The sequence below is a fragment of the Sphingosinicella sp. genome, assembly GCF_013911755.1.
Taxonomy (GTDB): domain Bacteria; phylum Pseudomonadota; class Alphaproteobacteria; order Sphingomonadales; family Sphingomonadaceae; genus Sphingosinicella.
Genome location: NZ_JACESP010000007.1, coordinates 114,529 through 131,092 on the forward strand (window position 1 = coordinate 114,529; position 16,564 = coordinate 131,092).

The window sequence follows — 16,564 nt, forward strand, 5'->3', positions numbered from 1 at the left end:
CCATGACCGACGCCTCGCGTCCGCCGATTCACCTCATCGATTCCGAGGCCGAAAGGCTTGGAGATCTCGCTCTCGCCGCGGAAGCGCGCCTTCCCGAGGTCGCGGCACTTCTTCTCCGCGAGATTGAGCGCGCCGAAGTGCACGCTGTTGAAAGCCTCCCGCGGGGTGTCGTGTGCATGGGTGCGCGCGTTGATTTCATAGACGAGGGCAGTGGCGCGCGCCGCACGGTCGAACTCGTCTACCCGCCGGAAGCGGACATGGCAGCGGGCAAGCTTTCAATCCTCTCGCACGTCGGCGCCGGTCTCATCGGGCTCGCCGAGGGCCAGACGATCCACTGGCCGGATCGGAGCGGGGCGGAGCGCGTGCTCCGGATTGCGACGGTTACGCCGGCAGCATGATCGTCGCGCCCGTGGTCTTGCGCGCCTCGAGGTCGCGGTGGACCTGCGCGGCGCCGGTGAGCGCATAGCGTTGGTGGATGTCGGCCTTAAGCCTGCCGGTGGCGAGCATTTCAAGGAACCGGGCTGATCCGGTGCGGAAGTCCTCGGGCGTGGCGTAATAGTGCGCGACCGTCGGGCGTGTGACGAAGAGCGAGCCTTTGGCGGCAAGAACGCCGAGGTCAATGCCTGTTACCGGTCCCGAGGCGTTGCCGAAGCTCACGAGGAGACCGCGCGTGCGGAGCGCCGATAGCGATACGTCCCACGTCGTCTTGCCGACGCCGTCGAACACCGCGTCGACTCCGGTGCCGCCCGTCATTTCCCGCGACGCGTTTGCGGCATCGCCGTAATCGCAAACGACATCGGCGCCCGCCGATCGGGCGAGCGCCTGCTTGTCGGCGGACCCTGCCGTGGCGACGACGCGGACGCCGATTGCCTTCAGCCACTGGACGAGCAGCAGCCCGACGCCGCCCGCCGCCGCGTGGACGAGCGCCGCGTCTCCGGCGTTCACGCGGGCGCAGCGCTCGACGAGATATTCGGTGGTTGCCGCCTTCAGCATCACGCCGGCGGCGTCCTCATCGGAAAGCGTATCCGGAAGCTTCAGCGCCAGCGCGGCCGGAATGTTGCGGTGGGTGGCATAGGCGCCGGGCTTTCCTGTGAAGTAGCCGACGCGGTCGCCAGGCGCAAAGCCGCTCACCCCTTCACCAACCGCTTCCACGACGCCTGCGGCTTCGATGCCGGGCGCTGCGGGGAGGCTGACCGGGTAGAGGCCGCTGCGGTGATAGGTATCGATGAAGTTGACCCCGATTGCCGTATGGCGCACCGCAAGTTCGCCGGCGCCGGGCGGGGCGGGCGTGAACTCCTGGCGCGCGAGCACCTCCGGCCCGCCGGTGTTCTGAAACGCCATTCGATACGCCATCGGACTTTCCTTCACAGTTGCTTCTGCATGAACACGAGCGTCAGCCAGCGATCGAACTTGCGCCCGACCTCGCGCAGCCGCCCGGCTTCCTCGAAGCCGAGTGCGCGGTGAAAGGCAAGGCTTCCGGTGTTTTCGGAATCAACTCCGCCGACGAGCGTGTGGAGTCCGCGGGCGCGCGCGAGATCGATGAGCGCTTCGAGAAGCTGCCGTCCATGGCCACGACCTCTATATGTGTTCGAAACATATACGGAATGTTCGACCGTGCCGGCGTAGGCCTGCCTGGCGCGAAAGGGGCCGAAGCTGCCGAAGCCCGCGATACCGCTCGCAACGTCCGCAACGAGGATCGGCCAGCCCTCCGCGAACTTGGCGGCGCGCCATTCGGCAACGCGCGCTGTGGTCCACGGCTCGTGGTCATACCACGCGGTCGTATTGAGGATCGCGTCATTGACGATGGCGAGGATGCCTTCGTCGTCATCGGCCCGTGCAGCTCGGATGAGGGCCGGATCAGCCACGGCTTTCGCCAAAGTTGCCGGCGCCGCGCAGTGTTTGGTTTTGGAGCGTCTCTGCCATGGGCCTGACCTTCGCGGTTTCGCTCAATTCTTGTGCTGTTGCGTCGTTTGCACGAAACGGGTTCCCACTTTTGCGCACGATGCTTTAGCGTCGCAAACCTATCCGCCATTGCGCGGCTTTCACAAGAGGACGGGCGCCATGAAGGTGAATATCGAGATCGACTGCTCCCCGGAAGAAGCACGCGCGTTCATGGGGCTTCCCGATGTCCGCCCGCTGCACGACCTCTACATCGATCGTATGACTGGCCTGATGAAGGACGGCATCACCGCGGGCGATGTCGAGCGTTTGATGTCCAACTGGATGCCGAGCGCGGCGAGCGGGATCGGCGAGGTGCAGAAGGCGATGTGGAACGCGATGACCGGAGGTGGCGCGGGCGGCAAGAAGGACTAATGCCGACGCCATGACGTCATTTCTAAATGATTGAAAAGAAAACGATATTCTCTCTGTCGTCAGGGCGTCCGCCTGCCGGTGTCGCGGTTGTTCGTGTGTCCGGCCCGGCAGCGGGCGCGGCACTTCTGGCGCTCGGTGGGCGTATGCCATCGCCGCGCCGTGCAACGCTTGTGCGTCTTCGGGACGCGGGCACGGCGATCGATGATGCACTGGTTCTGTGGTTTCCCGCACCTGCGAGCTTCACGGGGGAAGACGTTGCCGAGCTTCACGTTACGGGTGGGCCGGCGGTCGTTGCAGCATTGCTGCGCGCCTTGGGAACGATCGAGGGATTGCGTCCTGCTGAACCCGGCGAATTCACGCGACGGGCATTCGACAACGGCAAGCTCGATCTGACCGAAGCCGAGGGTCTTGCCGATCTCATCGATGCAGAGACCGAGGCGCAACGGCGACAGGCGCTGCGGCAGGCATCGGGTGGTCTGCGGGCGCTCGCGACAGACTGGCATGACAGGCTGCTTTCCATTCTCGCGGAGACCGAAGCCTCGCTCGATTTCGGCGAAGACGAGGAGGACGTTAGCACGCGGCTCGTTGAAGGGAAGGCGCCGGAAATCATCGCGCTTGCCCGCGAGATTGATGGTCATCTCGGACACTATCGGTTTGCCGAACGGTTGCGGCGCGGGCTCACGATCGTCCTGCTCGGTGCGCCGAATGCCGGGAAGTCGAGTCTGATCAACGCGCTCGCCAGGCGCGAGGTCGCTATTGTCTCGCCGGAAGCGGGGACGACACGTGACCTTATCGAGGTGCAACTTGATCTCGGTGGTGTTGCTGCGACGCTCGTCGATACGGCGGGCCTTCGCGACGCGGAGGGCGCCATTGAAGCCGAGGGTGTTCGCCGCGCGCGTCAACGCGCGGACGAAGCCGACCTGGTCCTCTTTCTTGTGGGTCCGGACGACCATAACGCGACGATTCCGCCCGATGCGGTAGAGGTCCAGTCCAAGGCGGATATTCGCTCCGACCCCGTGGGCGAACAGCTGCGCGTGTCAACGGTGACCGGAGAAGGGTTGGCGGCTCTGGAGGCGCTCCTCATTGAGCGGGCGGGTACGCTTGCCGGCGCAGGGCAAGATGCGCTTGTTACGAACGCGCGCCAGCGCGATGCGCTTGTCGAATGCCGGGATGCGATGGTCGCTGCTTCAGAGGAGAACGATCCCGTGCTGCGTGCCGAATCTTTGAGGGTGGCAATGCGCGCCCTGGGCCGGCTCACGGGCCGCGTTGGCGTCGAAGACATACTGGATATTGTGTTTGGACGCTTCTGCATTGGCAAATGATGTTTCACGTGAAACATTTTACGTGGTTTTGAGCCCCCAATGTTTCACGTGAAACACGACGTCGACACGAAGCGGCGATTCGGATAGTCCGTCCCCATCATGGAACGATTCGACGTACTCGTTATCGGAGCCGGCCACGCCGGTTGCGAGGCGGCGACTGCCGCCGCGCGTACCGGCGCGCGTACGCTACTCGTGACACCGGGTCGCGAAACGATCGGTGTGATGTCCTGCAACCCGGCGATTGGCGGCCTCGGCAAGGGACATATCGTTCGCGAAATCGACGCCCTCGGTGGGGTCATGTCGGAGGCCGCGGACGCGGCGGCGATACAGTATCGGTTGCTTAATCGCCGCAAGGGGCCAGCGGTTCAAGGTCCCCGCGCGCAGGCCGATCGCAGGCTTTATCGCCACGCGATGCAACAGGCCATCGGCACCCAGCAGGGACTCCAGGTTCTGGAAGCGCGCGTTGAGGATTTGCTCATCGACAAGGGCTGCGTGTCGGGCGTTGTGCTTTCTGACGGCGCGACCGTCGCCGCGCGCACGGTCGTGCTCACGACTGGAACTTTCCTCGGGGGCGTCATCCACGTTGGAGGCGATGTGCGCGACGGCGGCCGGGTCGGCGAAGCATCGTCGGTCGGGCTGGCCCTACGCCTTCGCGATCTGGGATTGCCGATGGGGCGCCTCAAGACGGGGACGCCGGCGCGCCTCGACGGCCGCACGATCGACTGGACACGCGTTGATTGGCAGGAGGGCGACGACACACCTTCGTTCTTCGCGGCATCGACGCGTGCTGTGGCAAACCCGCAGCTCAGCTGTGGAATCACCCGGACGAACATCGCCACACACGATATCATCCGCGAGAACATTCAGAGCAGCGCCGTCTACAGTGGACGCATCGAGGGCACCGGACCGCGCTATTGCCCTTCGATCGAAGACAAGGTGATGCGCTTCGGTGACCGCGACGGTCACCAGGTCTTTCTGGAACCGGAAGGCCTCGACGACCCGCTCATCTACCCGAACGGCCTTTCCACCTCGCTGCCGGTGGGCGTGCAGCTGGCATTCCTGCGCACGCTCATCGGGTTGGAGCGGGTCGAGATCGCGCGGCCGGGTTATGCGATCGAGTATGACTACATCGATCCGCGCGCGCTTTCGCGGACGCTCGAACTCCACGCGATCCCGGGGCTGTTCTTCGCGGGTCAGATCAACGGGACGACCGGGTACGAGGAGGCGGCGGGGCAGGGGCTTGTCGCGGGCCTGAATGCCGCGCGGTCGGCGCTCGGCCTGGAGCCGGCGGGCTTTGATCGCGCTGAATCGTATATCGGCGTGATGATCGACGATCTCGTGACGCAGGGCGTGAGCGAGCCCTACCGAATGTTTACGTCCCGGGCGGAATATCGCTTGCACCTGCGGGCGGACAATGCCGATCAACGGCTATCTGAAAAGGCCGTCGCGCTCGGCTTGCTCGGTGGCGATCGGGCACGACGTTATCATGAGCGGACGGAGACGCTTGCGAAGGGGCGGGCACTTCTTGAGACGGCGCGCGCTTCCCCCGCGCAGCTGCAGCGCGCCGGCCTCGCAGTGCGCCAGGATGGTGTGGCGCGGTCGGCATTTGAATGGCTGCGCTTTCCCGATATTGCTTGGGATGACGCCGTAGCGCTCTGGCCGGAACTTTCCAGCATTGCGGAGGCACATGCCGAGCAACTGCACACCGACGCGCGCTACGCGGTCTATTTGGAACGCCAGTCCGATGAGATCGACGCCTTTCGCCGCGACGAGGCGCTGCGCCTGCCGTACGATCTCGACTATTCGGCAATCGGTGGCTTATCGAACGAGATGATCGATCGCCTGAAGCGCGCCCGACCCGACAGCCTCGGCGCCGCCGCGCGTGTCGCGGGCGTCACCCCTGCAGCTCTCACCGCACTCCTCCGGCATGTCAAACGCGCCGCCTGAAAACCCCGAGGAGCAGCGCGCATGGTTCGCGGCGACCTTCAATGTTTCACGTGAAACATTGGAGAAGCTCGACATCTATGCTGCGCTGCTCACCGAGTGGCAGGCAAAGTTCAACCTCGTCGGTCCGGCCACACTCCCGCACGTCTGGGTCCGTCATTTTGCCGATTCGGCACAGCTTCTCCAGCTCATCGCGCGCGAAGGGGCCGCACATCGCCCGACTTGGCTCGACATCGGAAGCGGCGCCGGCTTTGCCGGAATGGTCATTGCGCTGATGACCGGTGATTCGGTCACGCTTGTCGATTCGATTCGCAAGAAGACGATCTTCCTTGAAACCGTACGCGCCGCGCTGGGATTGGAGCGAAACGTCAAGGTGTTGAATCAGCGTGTGGAATCGCTCGGTTCCGTAAAGTTCGATTATATCACCGCACGTGCGTGTGCGCCGCTCGCGAAGCTGTTTGACTGGGGCGAACCCTATGCTGCAAAGTCCTGCACATGGCTGTTGCTGAAAGGCGCGGCGGTTGAGGACGAGCTTGCGGAAGCCAGGCGCCGCTTCGTTTTCGAACATGAATTGATTCCCAGTCTTACCGATTCGCGGGGGCGGATCGTGCGGGCGCACAATGTACGGAGGCGTCGGTGATCAGAATCGCGGTGGCTAATCAGAAGGGCGGTGTCGGCAAGACGACCACTGCCATCAACGTCGCGACAGCGATCGCCGCAACCGGGCGGCGCGTGCTGATCGTTGACCTCGATCCCCAGGGCAACAGCTCAACGGGCGTCGGTGTCGATCAGAATACCCGTCACCGGACGAGCTACGATGTGCTGATCGGTGCGTGCAGCGCAGCGGATGCGGTCGTTCCCACCGCGATCCCGCGCCTGTCGCTGATCCCCTCGACGGTCGATCTGTCGGGTGCCGAGGTCGAACTCGTCGAGATGGAGGGGCGCATCCATCGTCTCGACAGCGCGCTGGCGGCGCCGGCGATGCAGGCTTACGACTACATCATCATCGATTGCCCGCCGTCGCTCGGCATCCTGACGATGAACGCAATGGTCGCCGCACAATCGCTGCTCGTGCCGCTGCAGTGCGAATTCTTCGCGCTCGAAGGCCTCAGCCAGCTTCTGAACACCGTCGAACGTGTGCGTGCAGGCTACAACCAGCGGCTCAACATCGTCGGCGTGGTGCTGACGATGTACGACAAGCGCAACCGCCTCTCCGAACAGGTTGCGGCTGACGTGCGTGCCGTGCTCGGCAAGATCGTGTTCGAGACGATCATTCCGCGCAACGTCCGCCTGTCGGAAGCGCCAAGCCACGGGCTTCCCGCGCTCGTCTACGATCATCGCTGCGCAGGCTCGGAAGCCTATATTGACCTCTCCCGCGAACTTCTGGGGCGGACCGAGCCGCACGCTCGCGCCGCCTAATCCTTTGAAAGCGTTCGACTATGTCTCAGCCTAAGCGTCCCACCGGGCTCGGCCGCGGCCTGTCCGCCCTGCTCGAGGAAATGGGGAGCGCTGCCGTGCCGCCGCGCGCCGACGCCGGAGCCGCGCCCCCTGCGGTCCCGGCGGGCGACCCGGGTAGCAGCATGGGCGCGCAGATGCTGCCCATGGCTATGATCTCGCCGAACCCGAAGCAGCCGCGCCGTCGCTTCGACGAGACTGCGCAGGCCGAGCTCATTGCCTCAGTAAAGCGGCAGGGCTTGCTCCAGCCGATCCTCGTGCGCCCGGTGGACGGCGGCCGGTTCGAGATCGTGGCGGGCGAACGCCGCTGGCGTGCGGCGCAGGCCGCGCAGCTCCATGATGTGCCCGTGCTCGTCCGTCGCCTCACCGACGAAGAGGCGTTCGAGGTCGCACTCGTCGAGAACATCCAGCGCCAGGACCTGAACGCGATCGAGGAAGCCGAAGGCTACAAGCGGCTGATCGAGGATTACGGCCATACGCAGGAAGACATCGCCCGCATCGTCGGCAAGTCGCGCAGCCATGTCGCGAATCTCGTGCGTCTGCTCGATCTCCCGGATGATGTGCGCGAGCTTCTGATCGACGGGCGGCTCACCATGGGCCATGCGCGCGCGTTGCTCACCGCGCCCGATCCTTCCGCGCTGGCGCGCGACGTCGTGCAGATGGGTTTGTCGGTCCGCGAGGTCGAGGCGCGGGCGAAGAAGCCGCGCGCGCCCCGCAAGGCCGCGCCGCGCGAAGCTGCCCGCAGCGCCGATCTCGAATCGCTGGAAGGCCAGCTCGCCGAGCAGCTGGGCCTGCGTGTGCGTCTTGAATATGATGGGGAAGGCGGAAAGCTGACGCTGTTCTACAGCGATCTCGATCAGCTCGACATGCTCTGCCAGCGGCTTTCGGGCGAACGCTTTTAACGAACGCGTACCGTGAAAAGGGCCACGCGACGAGACAGCCGCGCAGCCCTTTGCGTTTGACCGCGAAGATTATTTCTTCAGCGAATCCCGAATCTCGCGAAGCAGCAGCACCTCTTCGCTCGGGCCGGCGGGCGCGTCTTCCTTCTTCGCGATCAGCTTGTTTGCCATGCGCACGAGCAGGAAGATGATGAATGCGAGGATCAGGAAATTGATCGCGGCCGTGATGAAAGCGCCGTAGCCGAGCATCGGCACGCCGGCCTCCTTGAGCGCGGCGTAGTCAGTCAGCGATCCGGCATAGCCTTCGGGCACGGCGCCGAGCCGGATGAACAGGCTGGAGAAGTCCAGCCCGCCGAAGATCGCGCCGACCACGGGCATGATCACGTCCTGTGTCAGCGAGGTGACGATCGTTCCGAACGCGCCGCCGATGATGACCGCGACGGCGAGGTCGAGCACATTACCCTTTGCGATGAACGCCTTGAATTCATTCAACATTTTCAGTCCCCTTGCCGCTAGATCCCCATGGCCGCGTTGTGCTTCGCGAAAAACCGGTTCGTACCTTTCCGCACGACGCCCTAAATTTCAATCAGCTTGTCCGGCAATTCGTTGGGATTGCGCGCGTACGGGGGGAAATGCGCGGAAAGCACCGCGCCGCACAGTCCGATCGCCTTTATGAAACCGTCCGCGATCCTGCCGTCCCGAACCTCGGCGAGCAGCGCATCCAGCGCGTCGCCCCACACATCGTGCGCGACCTTGGCATAGATGCCCTCGTCGGCAACGATCTCGGCGGCGTGGTCTTCAAGTGACAGGAAGACGAGCACGCCGGTGCGGTCTTCGGTGACATGGATGCCGTGCGAGAGGAAGCTCTCGACCGCGGCGCGGTGCACGGCGCTCCGCTGCAGCGAGCGCGGCGTGAGCAGGCGCAGGACCGGGGGAATGCGCACGACGAGGAAGGTCGCCACGAAGAGAATCGCTGAAAGCGAGGCGTAGAGCGCGATGATGAGCCGCGGCGCGGGATGTCCACCGTCGCTCCAGCCGCCGCTCGTGAACCACAGCGGATCGGGAATGCCGAGCCAGAGCAGTGCCGGCGCCAGCACGATCGCGGCGAGCGCTGCCCATGCGAAGGGGACGGCGCGGTAATCGTCTGTGCGCTGGGTCACCACGCAGAAGATTTCGCCCGACGTGCTCCGTTCCGCTGACGTAATGGCGTCACTGATGCGGGCGTGTTCGTCGTCTGTCAGCCGCATCACCAGCTCCCGCTTGCACCGCCGCCGCCGAAGCTGCCGCCGCCGCCCGAAAATCCGCCGCCACCGAAGCCCCCCGATGATCCGCCGCCCCAGCCGCCGCCGCTGCCCGGTCCCCAGATGATGATGGGGCCGCCGCGCCCGCGTCGCCGCTTGCCGCCGAGAACGCCGCGCAGCATCCAGAACACGAACCAGATGATGAGGATGGTGGGGATAAGCCCGAGGCCGTGCCGGGTTTCCTCCTGCTCACTTTCCCGCGCCGCGATCAGGTTGGCGCGGGCGTCCTCTGGCGGCAGCGAAAGCTGGGCGATGATGGCATCGGCACCGGCAACGACGCCACCTTCCATGTCGCCATCGCGAAAACGCGGCACGATCTGCCGATTGATGATCACGGAGGAGAGCGCGTCGGTCAGATAGCCTTCGAGGCCATAGCCGACCTCAATGCGCACCTTGCGCTCATTGGGTGCTACGAGCAGCAGCGCGCCATTATCTTCGTTTTTCCGGCCGAGCCCCCATTCGCGGCCGAGCCGGTAGCCATAGTCGGCGATGTCATAGCCCTGAAGGTCCGGAACCGTCGCGACGACGAGCTGGCGCGTGGTCGTGTCTTCCAGCGTCTTCAGCTTTTCGGTGAGCGCGGCCTCTGTGGCCGGCGACAGCAGATCGGCAGCATCGACGACCCGGCCCGAAAGCTTTGGGAACTCCTGCGCCGCTGCCGGGAAAGCCAGCAGCAGCGCGGCAAGGCACGCCAGGCGGAACATTCTTATTCGAACGATACGGTCGGCGCGGTTTCGGCTCCGGCGGTGGTGGCCTTGAACGGCGTGATCGGCTCGGCACCATAGATGAACTTCGCCGCGATCAGGCTCGGGAAGGTGCGGATCTCGGTGTTATAGGCCTGCACCGCCTGATTATAGTCGCGCCGCGCCACGGTGATGCGGTTCTCCGTGCCTTCGAGCTGCGATTGCAGCGCCAGAAAATTCTCGTTCGATTTCAGTTCCGGGTAGCGCTCGACGGTAACGAGCAGGCGAGAAAGCGCGCCCGAAAGCTGGTCCTGCGCGGCCTGGAAGCGGGCGACCGCGGCGGGATCGGTGAGCTGGTCGGCGTTGATCGTCGTCTGCGTCGCGGAGGCGCGCGCCTGCGTCACCGCTTCGAGCACCTCGCGCTCCTGCGCGGCGAAGCCCTTCACGGTGGCGACGAGATTCGGAATGAGGTCCGCGCGCCGCTGGTACTGGCTCTCCACTTCCGCCCACGAAGCCTTCACGGCCTCCTCGCGCGTCGGCACGGTATTGATGCCGCACGCCGCGAGCGTCAGCGCGGCGAGCAGTGGGAGCAGGAACTTGCGCATTGGACGAACCCCTTCCGTATCAGTCAACTAATACAGGGCCCTTTTCGCTTATTCCGCCGCCATTAGCAACGGCTCCGCCTGCGGACCCCGCACGACGCGTCCGGGCCGCGCGCCCTGCACCGCACCGTTCCGGAACGTGACGGCGCCGGACTTGATCGTCGCGGTATAGCCATCGGCCTTCTGGAGAAGCCGCTTGCCGCCCGCGGGCAGGTCGAACGCCAGCCACGGCTTGCCGAGCTTCAGCCGATCGAGATCGATGACGTTGACGTCGGCGAGATAACCGGGTGCAAGCAGGCCGCGGTCGGCGAGGCCATAGAGCAGCGCGGTGTCCCGGCACTGCCGCTTGATCGCGAGTTCGAGCGAAATGCGCCCGCGTGCGCGGCCTTTCACCCAGTGCGTGAGGAGGAAGGTGGGGGAGGCCGCGTCGCAGATCGTGCCGCAATGCGCGCCGCCATCCGACAGCGAGATGACCGTGTCGTCGCGCTCCAGCAGGCCCTTCACGAAGTCGAGGTTGCCGTCCACGTAGTTGAGGATCGGCAAATAGATGAAGCCGGTGCCATCGTCCTCCATCATGACGTCATAGGCGACCTCTGCGGGGGATTTTCCGTCCGCTTTCGCCAGCGCGGCGAGGCTGCGTTCGGGCGCGGGTTCGTAGTCCGGCTCCTCGCCGAGCGGAAACTGCATCGTCCAGCCCTGCGTCACCAGCATGAACAACGCTGCCGTGTCGGGGTGCGGCGGCGGCAGGTTCTCTTCGGCGAGCAGCTTCGCCCGGAAGGCGGGGTCGCGCAGCGTCGCGAGCTGTTCGGCCCACGGCTTCGCCGCGATCGCCTGCCACGATGGACGCATCAAGAACGGATGCACCGTGCCGCGCCACGCCATGAGCACGCCCGTGCCGCGCAGCGAGATCTGCGCGCGGATGTTGGCGCCGTCATCGTTGGCGGCCTTCGTCGCGGCCATCTGGTCGGTCCAGTGCATCGCCTTCAGCGGCGATTGCAGCATCGCAAAGGTCACCGGCATTGCGGTCTCCTTCGACAGGCGCTTCATCCAGTCGAACTCGTTCCACTCGGGCATCAGGTCGGAAGCCATTTCAAAGACGCCATGGCCGACGCGGCCCATCGCGCGGCCGATGCCGATCAGCTCCTCGGCGGTCGCGGTGGTTCCGGGTACCAGCACGCCGTCCACCGACTTGTGGATGACGGTGCGCGAGGTCGAGAAGCCGAGCGCGCCGGCACGAAGGCCCTCCTCGACGATCCGGGACATCGCCTCGATCTCGTCCGTCGTGGGTGCTTCGTTCGCTGCGCCACGCTCGCCCATCACATAGGCGCGCACCGCGCCGTGCGGTACGTGGCAGGCGACGTCGATGGTGCGTGGCAAGGCCTCGAGCGCGCCGAGATACTCGGGGAAGCTCTCCCAGTTCCAGGTCATGCCCTCGGCAAGTGCGGTGCCGGGAATGTCCTCGACGCCCTCCATCAGGCCGATCAGCCATTGGTGCCGATCAGGGCGCGCTGGCGCGAAGCCGACGCCGCAATTGCCCATGATCACCGTCGTCACGCCGTGCCACGCGGACGGCGCCATGACGTCATCCCACGTTGCCTGCCCGTCGTAGTGCGTGTGGATATCGACGAAGCCGGGCGTCACGATCTGGCCTGCCGCGTCGATCTCCTCGCGGCCCGCTTCGTTCACGGTGCCGACCGCGCTGATGCGGCCGTTGTCGATGGCGATGTCGCCGGTGAACGGCGCGCCGCCGCTGCCATCGACGATGGTTCCGCCGCGGATCACGATGTCGTGCATATGCACCTCCCTCAAGGTTCCCGCTCAGTTTCCGCAGGGTTGTCCGCCCCCGTCAAGCTGACGATAATGGCCGGAACAGGGGAGGATGGACATGATGCGCAAGGCATTGCTGGCGTTTCTGCTGATTTCAACATCGCCCGCCTGGGCGAAGACGATTGCGGTCGCGCCCGGCGAAAACGATCAGGAGGCGCTGCAAACCGCGCTTATCGAGGCGCAGCCGGGCGACGTGATCCAGCTTGCGGCCGGCACCTACAGACTCACGAATGGCCTGTCGCTTGATGTCGACAATGTCACCGTGCGCGGCGCCGGGCCGGGTGCGAGCGTGCTCAGCTTCAAGGGCCAGACGGGGGCGGGAGAGGGGCTGCTCGTCACGTCGGACCGCGTTCTGCTCACCGGCTTCGCCGTCGAGGACACCAAGGGCGACGGCATCAAGGCGAAGGGCGTCGACCGCATCACGATGGATAATCTGCGGATCGTCTGGACGCGCGGGCCGCACAAGGACAACGGCGCCTACGGCCTCTACCCGGTCGAGGCCACGAACGTCCTGGTGCAGAACTCCGAAGTCGTCGCCTGCTCGGACGCGGGCGTCTACGTCGGCCAGTCCGAGAATATCATCGTCCGCAACAACCGCGTCAGCTTCAACGTCGCGGGCATCGAGATCGAGAACTCGAAGCACGCCGACGTCTACGGCAACCTCGCGCATCACAACACGGGCGGCATCCTCGTGTTCGATCTGCCGAACCTGCCGAAGATGGGCGGGCATTCCACGCGCATCTTCTCGAACACGGTCGTCGACAACGACACGCCGAACTTCGCCCCGCCCGGCAACATCGTCGCGGAGGTGCCGCAGGGGCTCGGCATCATGGTGATGGCGAACGAGAACGTCGAGGTGTCGGGCAACCGCATCGAGGGCAACCGAACGGCGGCGGTAATGGTCGTCTCCTACGTGCGACCGTTCGAGGACGCGAGCTACAATCCGCTGGCGCGAAACGTGCGCATCTTCGGAAATACGCTCGGCAAGAACGGCTGGGACCCCAAATTCCCCGGCGGTGCCGAACTCGCCGCAGCGCTCGGCGGCGGCCTGCCGCCAGTGATGTGGGACGGCGTCACACGCTTCGGGGACAAGCCGGATGACAGCACGACGACGCCCGCGAGCGACGTGCCGATGGTCTCGCTTGGCCTCGCCGTCGCCGGAACGCCGCCCACGAAGGCGCAACCCGCGCCCGTCGCGCCGGCTGGCGCTTCCGCAACGCTCGCCGCCGTAGTGCTCCCCGCCGATCAGCCGATGCCGTGATGCCGCGCGCCGCCGCCCTGCTCGCGGCCGCGCTGCTGGTCGCCTCCGCCGCGCCGTCAGCGGTGAATGATGCGGTCCTCGCAGGTGCGGCGGCGCCTGCGACGCTCGCCGAAACCGGCCTGTTCCTCGATGATGGTGCTGCGCGCCCGAACGCCCGCGTCGTCCGCTATGGCCTCGCAACGCCCCTGTTCTCCGATCATGCGGATAAGGCGCGTTTCCTCTATGTGCCGGAGGGCAAGACGGCGCGCTACGCGGGCGAGGGCCTGCTCGATATCCCTGTCGGCAGCGTTCTCATCAAGCATTTTGGTTTCGCGCGCGCGGACGGCAGTCTCGATCTCATCGAAACACGGCTGCTCGTGCATCAGGCGGATGGATGGAAGGCGTGGCCCTATGTGTGGAACGCCGACGACAGCGCCGCGACGCTGAAGCGCGCCGGCGCCCGTGTCGCGGTGACGGGGCATGACGGCGCGGGAAAGCCCCTCGCGCTCGATTGGCAGGTGCCCAACGTCAACCAGTGCAAGGGCTGTCATGCCGCGGGTGATGCGCTGGTGCCGATCGGCCCCAAGGCGCGGAACCTCAACCATGATTTCCAGGGCGAGAACAATCTCGCGCGCCTCTCGCGCCTCGGCCTTGTCTCCGGCGTCCCCGAAAACGCGCCGCGCCTGCCCGATTGGAAGGACGCAAACGAAAGCCTCGAATACCGCGCCCGCGCGTATCTCGACGTCAACTGCGGCCACTGCCACAAGCCCGATGGTCCCGCGTCGAACTCCGGCCTGTTCCTCACATGGGAGACGCCGTCCGGCCCGAACATCGGCATCGGCAAGGGGCCGGTCGCGGCGGGGCGCGGTTCGGGCGGCCGCATGGTCTCGATCGATCCCGGGCACCCCGACCGCTCGATCCTCACCTACCGGATGGAATCGACCGAACCCGGCGTCATGATGCCCGAACTCGGCCGCACGCAGCCAGACGAAACGGGCACGGCGCTGGTGCGCGCCTGGATCACCGCCATGCGGTGAACCGCCTTCCGGGCAGCTCGAACTGGTGTATCCTGCTGCAATGCCGAGGCTTTTCGAATCGCAGTGGCTCATGCATTTTCTGGTAAACTTGTCGCCAGGCTCAATGCGCCCCATAGCGTATGCCGTCGTCGCGGCAGCGTTCGGTATCTTGGTGGCGATGAATGCGCGTGCGGCGGATTGGCCGCGTGGCTCATGGCGCGAGACATGCGCGAGCAGCGTGATTGAGGGCAATAGATTAAGCGCTAACTGCCCCGACAGTACCGGCAAAATGGTTCGCTCTGCGATATGGCTTTCTGGATGTGCAAGTTTTGGCAATCGAAATGGCCATCTCTATTGCGAGAGATTTGATTCCGGCGTTGTCAGCGCCAATTGGCAGGGCTCATTTCGCAAATCGTGCCGAGACGTTTCGATTGACCGACGCGGCAATCTGAAAAGCACGTGCAGGATATCGAACCACGGCTGGAGACGATCCGAACTTCGATCCACTGATTGCTTATCAAGGATTGCGGAAAACCGTGAGGGTGTTCTCACATGTGTCGGTAGGCCCGGCGCCTTTCTGTTCGATGGTGTTTGGGAGGGGCCTTACCTGATGGCGTGTCGAGATATATCGAGGCGATCCCACACAATTGAAGCTACCTGCCCAAGTCTTACCGGAGACTGGCAACGCTCGCGTATTGATTCTTCTAAATGTACCATCCCCGAATCTTTTATCGTAGTGGGCCGCAACGGACGACTCGCTTGCGAGTAGCTAAAGCCCCATCAGGCTCAGCACTTCCTTGCGGCTGCGTTCATCCTCGCGGAACACGCCCATCATGCGGCTTGTCGTCATGGTGACGCCCGGCGTGTTGACGCCGCGTGCGGACATGCAGGCGTGCGCCGCCTCGATCACGACGGCGACGCCGCGTGGCTGCAGATGTTCCCAGATACAGTCGGCGACCTCGGCGGTCAGGCGCTCCTGCACCTGAAGGCGTGAGGCAAACCCCTTGAGGACGCGCGCGAGCTTCGAGATGCCGACGACACGGTCGCCCGGCAGATAGGCGATGTGCGCCTTGCCGATGATCGGCGCCATGTGGTGCTCGCAGTGCGATTGAAACGCGATGTCGCGCAGAAGCACGATCTCGTCGTAGCCGCCGACTTCCTCGAAGGTGCGCGAAAGGTGAAGCGCAGGATCCTCGGCATAGCCGCGGAAATACTCGCGGTAGGCGCGCGCGACGCGACCGGGCGTGTCGGCGAGTCCTTCGCGCGCGGGGTCGTCTCCGGCCCATTCGATCAGACGGCGGACGGCGCCGAGCACGTCTTGCGGGATGCCGTTGTCGCGGTCGTTGGATGCGGTCATGGCTCTCCCCTAACCACCGACGGACGCCTGCCGCAAGTCCCGAGCCTCTAAAGCAGCGTCAGCGCGGCGAGCAGCCGGACGTCGATCATCACGCCTGCACGGCGCTTTTCGGCGATGAAATGCGGCAATGTTCGAAGCGGAACGCAGTGAACGGTGATGTTCTCGCCCTCGACGCCGCCGCCCGCGCCGACCCGAACGAGCCCCGTCGCGCGTACCAGTGTGAAGTGCTCGCTTGTCATGCCCGGAGAGGAGGTGAACACGCCGAGGTCTTCCAGCGTTTCGGCACGGAAGCCGGTTTCTTCCTCAAGTTCGCGGCGCGCGGCGGTCAGCACGTCCTCGGGGCCGTCGTCGCCGACAAGTCCGGCGGGCAGTTCGAGGCACGATGCGCCGAGCGGCACGCGGTACTGCTCGACAAGCACGATCTCCGCGGCGCCCGTAACGGCGAGAATGACGGCGGCGCCCATGCCGCCGGGGCGGCGCACATACTCCCAGTCGTTTTCGACGACGGCTTCGAGGAAGCGGCCTTTCCAGACGGTCTTGTCGGTCACGCGTGGTCTTTCAGGCAAAGAAAAAGGGCGGCGCCCTGCGGTGCCGCCCCCTTCCGGTGT

General features: G+C 65.2%; 19 protein-coding genes. 10 read left to right on the forward strand and 9 right to left on the reverse strand.

Translation table 11 applies throughout. The features are described from left to right. The first annotated feature begins 2 nt into the window (after positions 1–2). Positions 3–398, forward strand: coding sequence for a nucleoside diphosphate kinase regulator (rnk, locus tag H2052_RS07220; RefSeq protein WP_293779638.1), 396 nt, complete (start codon positions 3–5; stop codon positions 396–398). Here the strand turns inward: rnk and H2052_RS07225 are convergent. Then, positions 382–1,353, reverse strand: coding sequence for a quinone oxidoreductase (locus H2052_RS07225; RefSeq protein ID WP_293779640.1), 972 nt, complete (start codon positions 1,351–1,353; stop codon positions 382–384). The genes rnk and H2052_RS07225 overlap by 17 nt on opposite strands. A gap of 11 nt (positions 1,354–1,364) precedes the next feature. Then, complete coding sequence (locus tag H2052_RS07230) at positions 1,365–1,865, reverse strand: GNAT family N-acetyltransferase (RefSeq protein WP_293779642.1); 501 nt, start codon at positions 1,863–1,865, stop codon at positions 1,365–1,367. A 196-nt stretch (positions 1,866–2,061) separates the two neighbouring features. Between H2052_RS07230 and H2052_RS07235 the strand changes: the two genes are divergently transcribed. The 6 genes from H2052_RS07235 (at position 2,062) to H2052_RS07260 (ending at position 7,936) form a co-directional block, all read left to right on the forward strand. Then, a complete protein-coding gene (locus H2052_RS07235; protein WP_293779644.1) occupies positions 2,062–2,313 on the forward strand; it encodes a DUF6489 family protein in 252 nt (83 codons plus the stop codon). Positions 2,314–2,339: 26 nt separating this feature from the next. Beyond that, positions 2,340–3,635, forward strand: coding sequence for a tRNA uridine-5-carboxymethylaminomethyl(34) synthesis GTPase MnmE (gene mnmE, locus H2052_RS07240; RefSeq protein ID WP_293779646.1), 1,296 nt, complete (start codon positions 2,340–2,342; stop codon positions 3,633–3,635). A 96-nt stretch (positions 3,636–3,731) separates the two neighbouring features. Continuing rightward, on the forward strand, positions 3,732–5,582 hold the full coding sequence (gene mnmG / locus H2052_RS07245) for a tRNA uridine-5-carboxymethylaminomethyl(34) synthesis enzyme MnmG (RefSeq protein WP_293779708.1): 1,851 nt from the start codon (positions 3,732–3,734) through the stop codon (positions 5,580–5,582). Beyond that, the gene (gene rsmG, locus H2052_RS07250; protein WP_293779648.1) at positions 5,563–6,219 is read left to right on the forward strand and encodes a 16S rRNA (guanine(527)-N(7))-methyltransferase RsmG; all 657 of its coding nucleotides are present in this window, start codon (positions 5,563–5,565) and stop codon (positions 6,217–6,219) included. Before mnmG ends, rsmG begins: the two co-directional genes overlap by 20 nt. Then, a complete protein-coding gene (locus tag H2052_RS07255) occupies positions 6,216–6,998 on the forward strand; it encodes an AAA family ATPase (protein WP_293779650.1) in 783 nt (260 codons plus the stop codon). Before rsmG ends, H2052_RS07255 begins: the two co-directional genes overlap by 4 nt. Before the next feature lie 20 nt (positions 6,999–7,018). Then, positions 7,019–7,936 (forward strand): ParB/RepB/Spo0J family partition protein, encoded by a 918-nt coding sequence (locus H2052_RS07260; RefSeq protein ID WP_293779652.1) that lies wholly within the window; start codon positions 7,019–7,021, stop codon positions 7,934–7,936. 69 nt (positions 7,937–8,005) lie between these two features. Here the strand turns inward: H2052_RS07260 and mscL are convergent, their stop codons facing one another. The 5 genes from mscL to H2052_RS07285 form a co-directional block, all read right to left on the reverse strand. After that, on the reverse strand, positions 8,006–8,428 hold the full coding sequence (gene mscL, locus H2052_RS07265; protein WP_293779654.1) for a large conductance mechanosensitive channel protein MscL: 423 nt from the start codon (positions 8,426–8,428) through the stop codon (positions 8,006–8,008). A gap of 80 nt (positions 8,429–8,508) precedes the next feature. Then, positions 8,509–9,180 (reverse strand): TPM domain-containing protein, encoded by a 672-nt coding sequence (locus H2052_RS07270; protein WP_293779656.1) that lies wholly within the window; start codon positions 9,178–9,180, stop codon positions 8,509–8,511. Beyond that, a complete protein-coding gene (locus H2052_RS07275; protein ID WP_293779658.1) occupies positions 9,180–9,935 on the reverse strand; it encodes a TPM domain-containing protein in 756 nt (251 codons plus the stop codon). Before H2052_RS07275 ends, H2052_RS07270 begins: the two co-directional genes overlap by 1 nt. Positions 9,936–9,937: 2 nt before the next feature. Beyond that, complete coding sequence (locus H2052_RS07280; protein ID WP_293779660.1) at positions 9,938–10,519, reverse strand: LemA family protein; 582 nt, start codon at positions 10,517–10,519, stop codon at positions 9,938–9,940. Between the two features lie 48 nt (positions 10,520–10,567). Further along, entirely contained in the window at positions 10,568–12,310 is a 1,743-nt protein-coding gene (locus tag H2052_RS07285; RefSeq protein ID WP_293779662.1) for an amidohydrolase family protein, read from the reverse strand. 91 nt (positions 12,311–12,401) lie between these two features. Between H2052_RS07285 and H2052_RS07290 the strand changes: the two genes are divergently transcribed. From H2052_RS07290 to H2052_RS17855, 3 genes are all read left to right on the forward strand, one after another. Continuing rightward, positions 12,402–13,604 (forward strand): parallel beta-helix domain-containing protein, encoded by a 1,203-nt coding sequence (locus tag H2052_RS07290; RefSeq protein ID WP_293779664.1) that lies wholly within the window; start codon positions 12,402–12,404, stop codon positions 13,602–13,604. Beyond that, positions 13,604–14,620, forward strand: a complete 1,017-nt coding sequence (locus H2052_RS07295; protein ID WP_293779666.1) for an SO2930 family diheme c-type cytochrome — start codon at positions 13,604–13,606, stop codon at positions 14,618–14,620. Before H2052_RS07290 ends, H2052_RS07295 begins: the two co-directional genes overlap by 1 nt. A gap of 157 nt (positions 14,621–14,777) precedes the next feature. Then, the gene (locus H2052_RS17855) at positions 14,778–15,368 is read left to right on the forward strand and encodes a CVNH domain-containing protein (protein ID WP_366484328.1); all 591 of its coding nucleotides are present in this window, start codon (positions 14,778–14,780) and stop codon (positions 15,366–15,368) included. Here the strand turns inward: H2052_RS17855 and folE are convergent, their stop codons facing one another. Together folE and H2052_RS07305 are read right to left on the reverse strand one after the other, a co-directional pair. Then, a complete protein-coding gene (gene folE, locus H2052_RS07300; protein ID WP_293779668.1) occupies positions 15,369–15,956 on the reverse strand; it encodes a GTP cyclohydrolase I FolE in 588 nt (195 codons plus the stop codon). Positions 15,957–16,003: 47 nt separating this feature from the next. Next, positions 16,004–16,504 (reverse strand): NUDIX hydrolase, encoded by a 501-nt coding sequence (locus H2052_RS07305; protein WP_293779670.1) that lies wholly within the window; start codon positions 16,502–16,504, stop codon positions 16,004–16,006. Positions 16,505–16,564 lie beyond the last annotated feature (60 nt).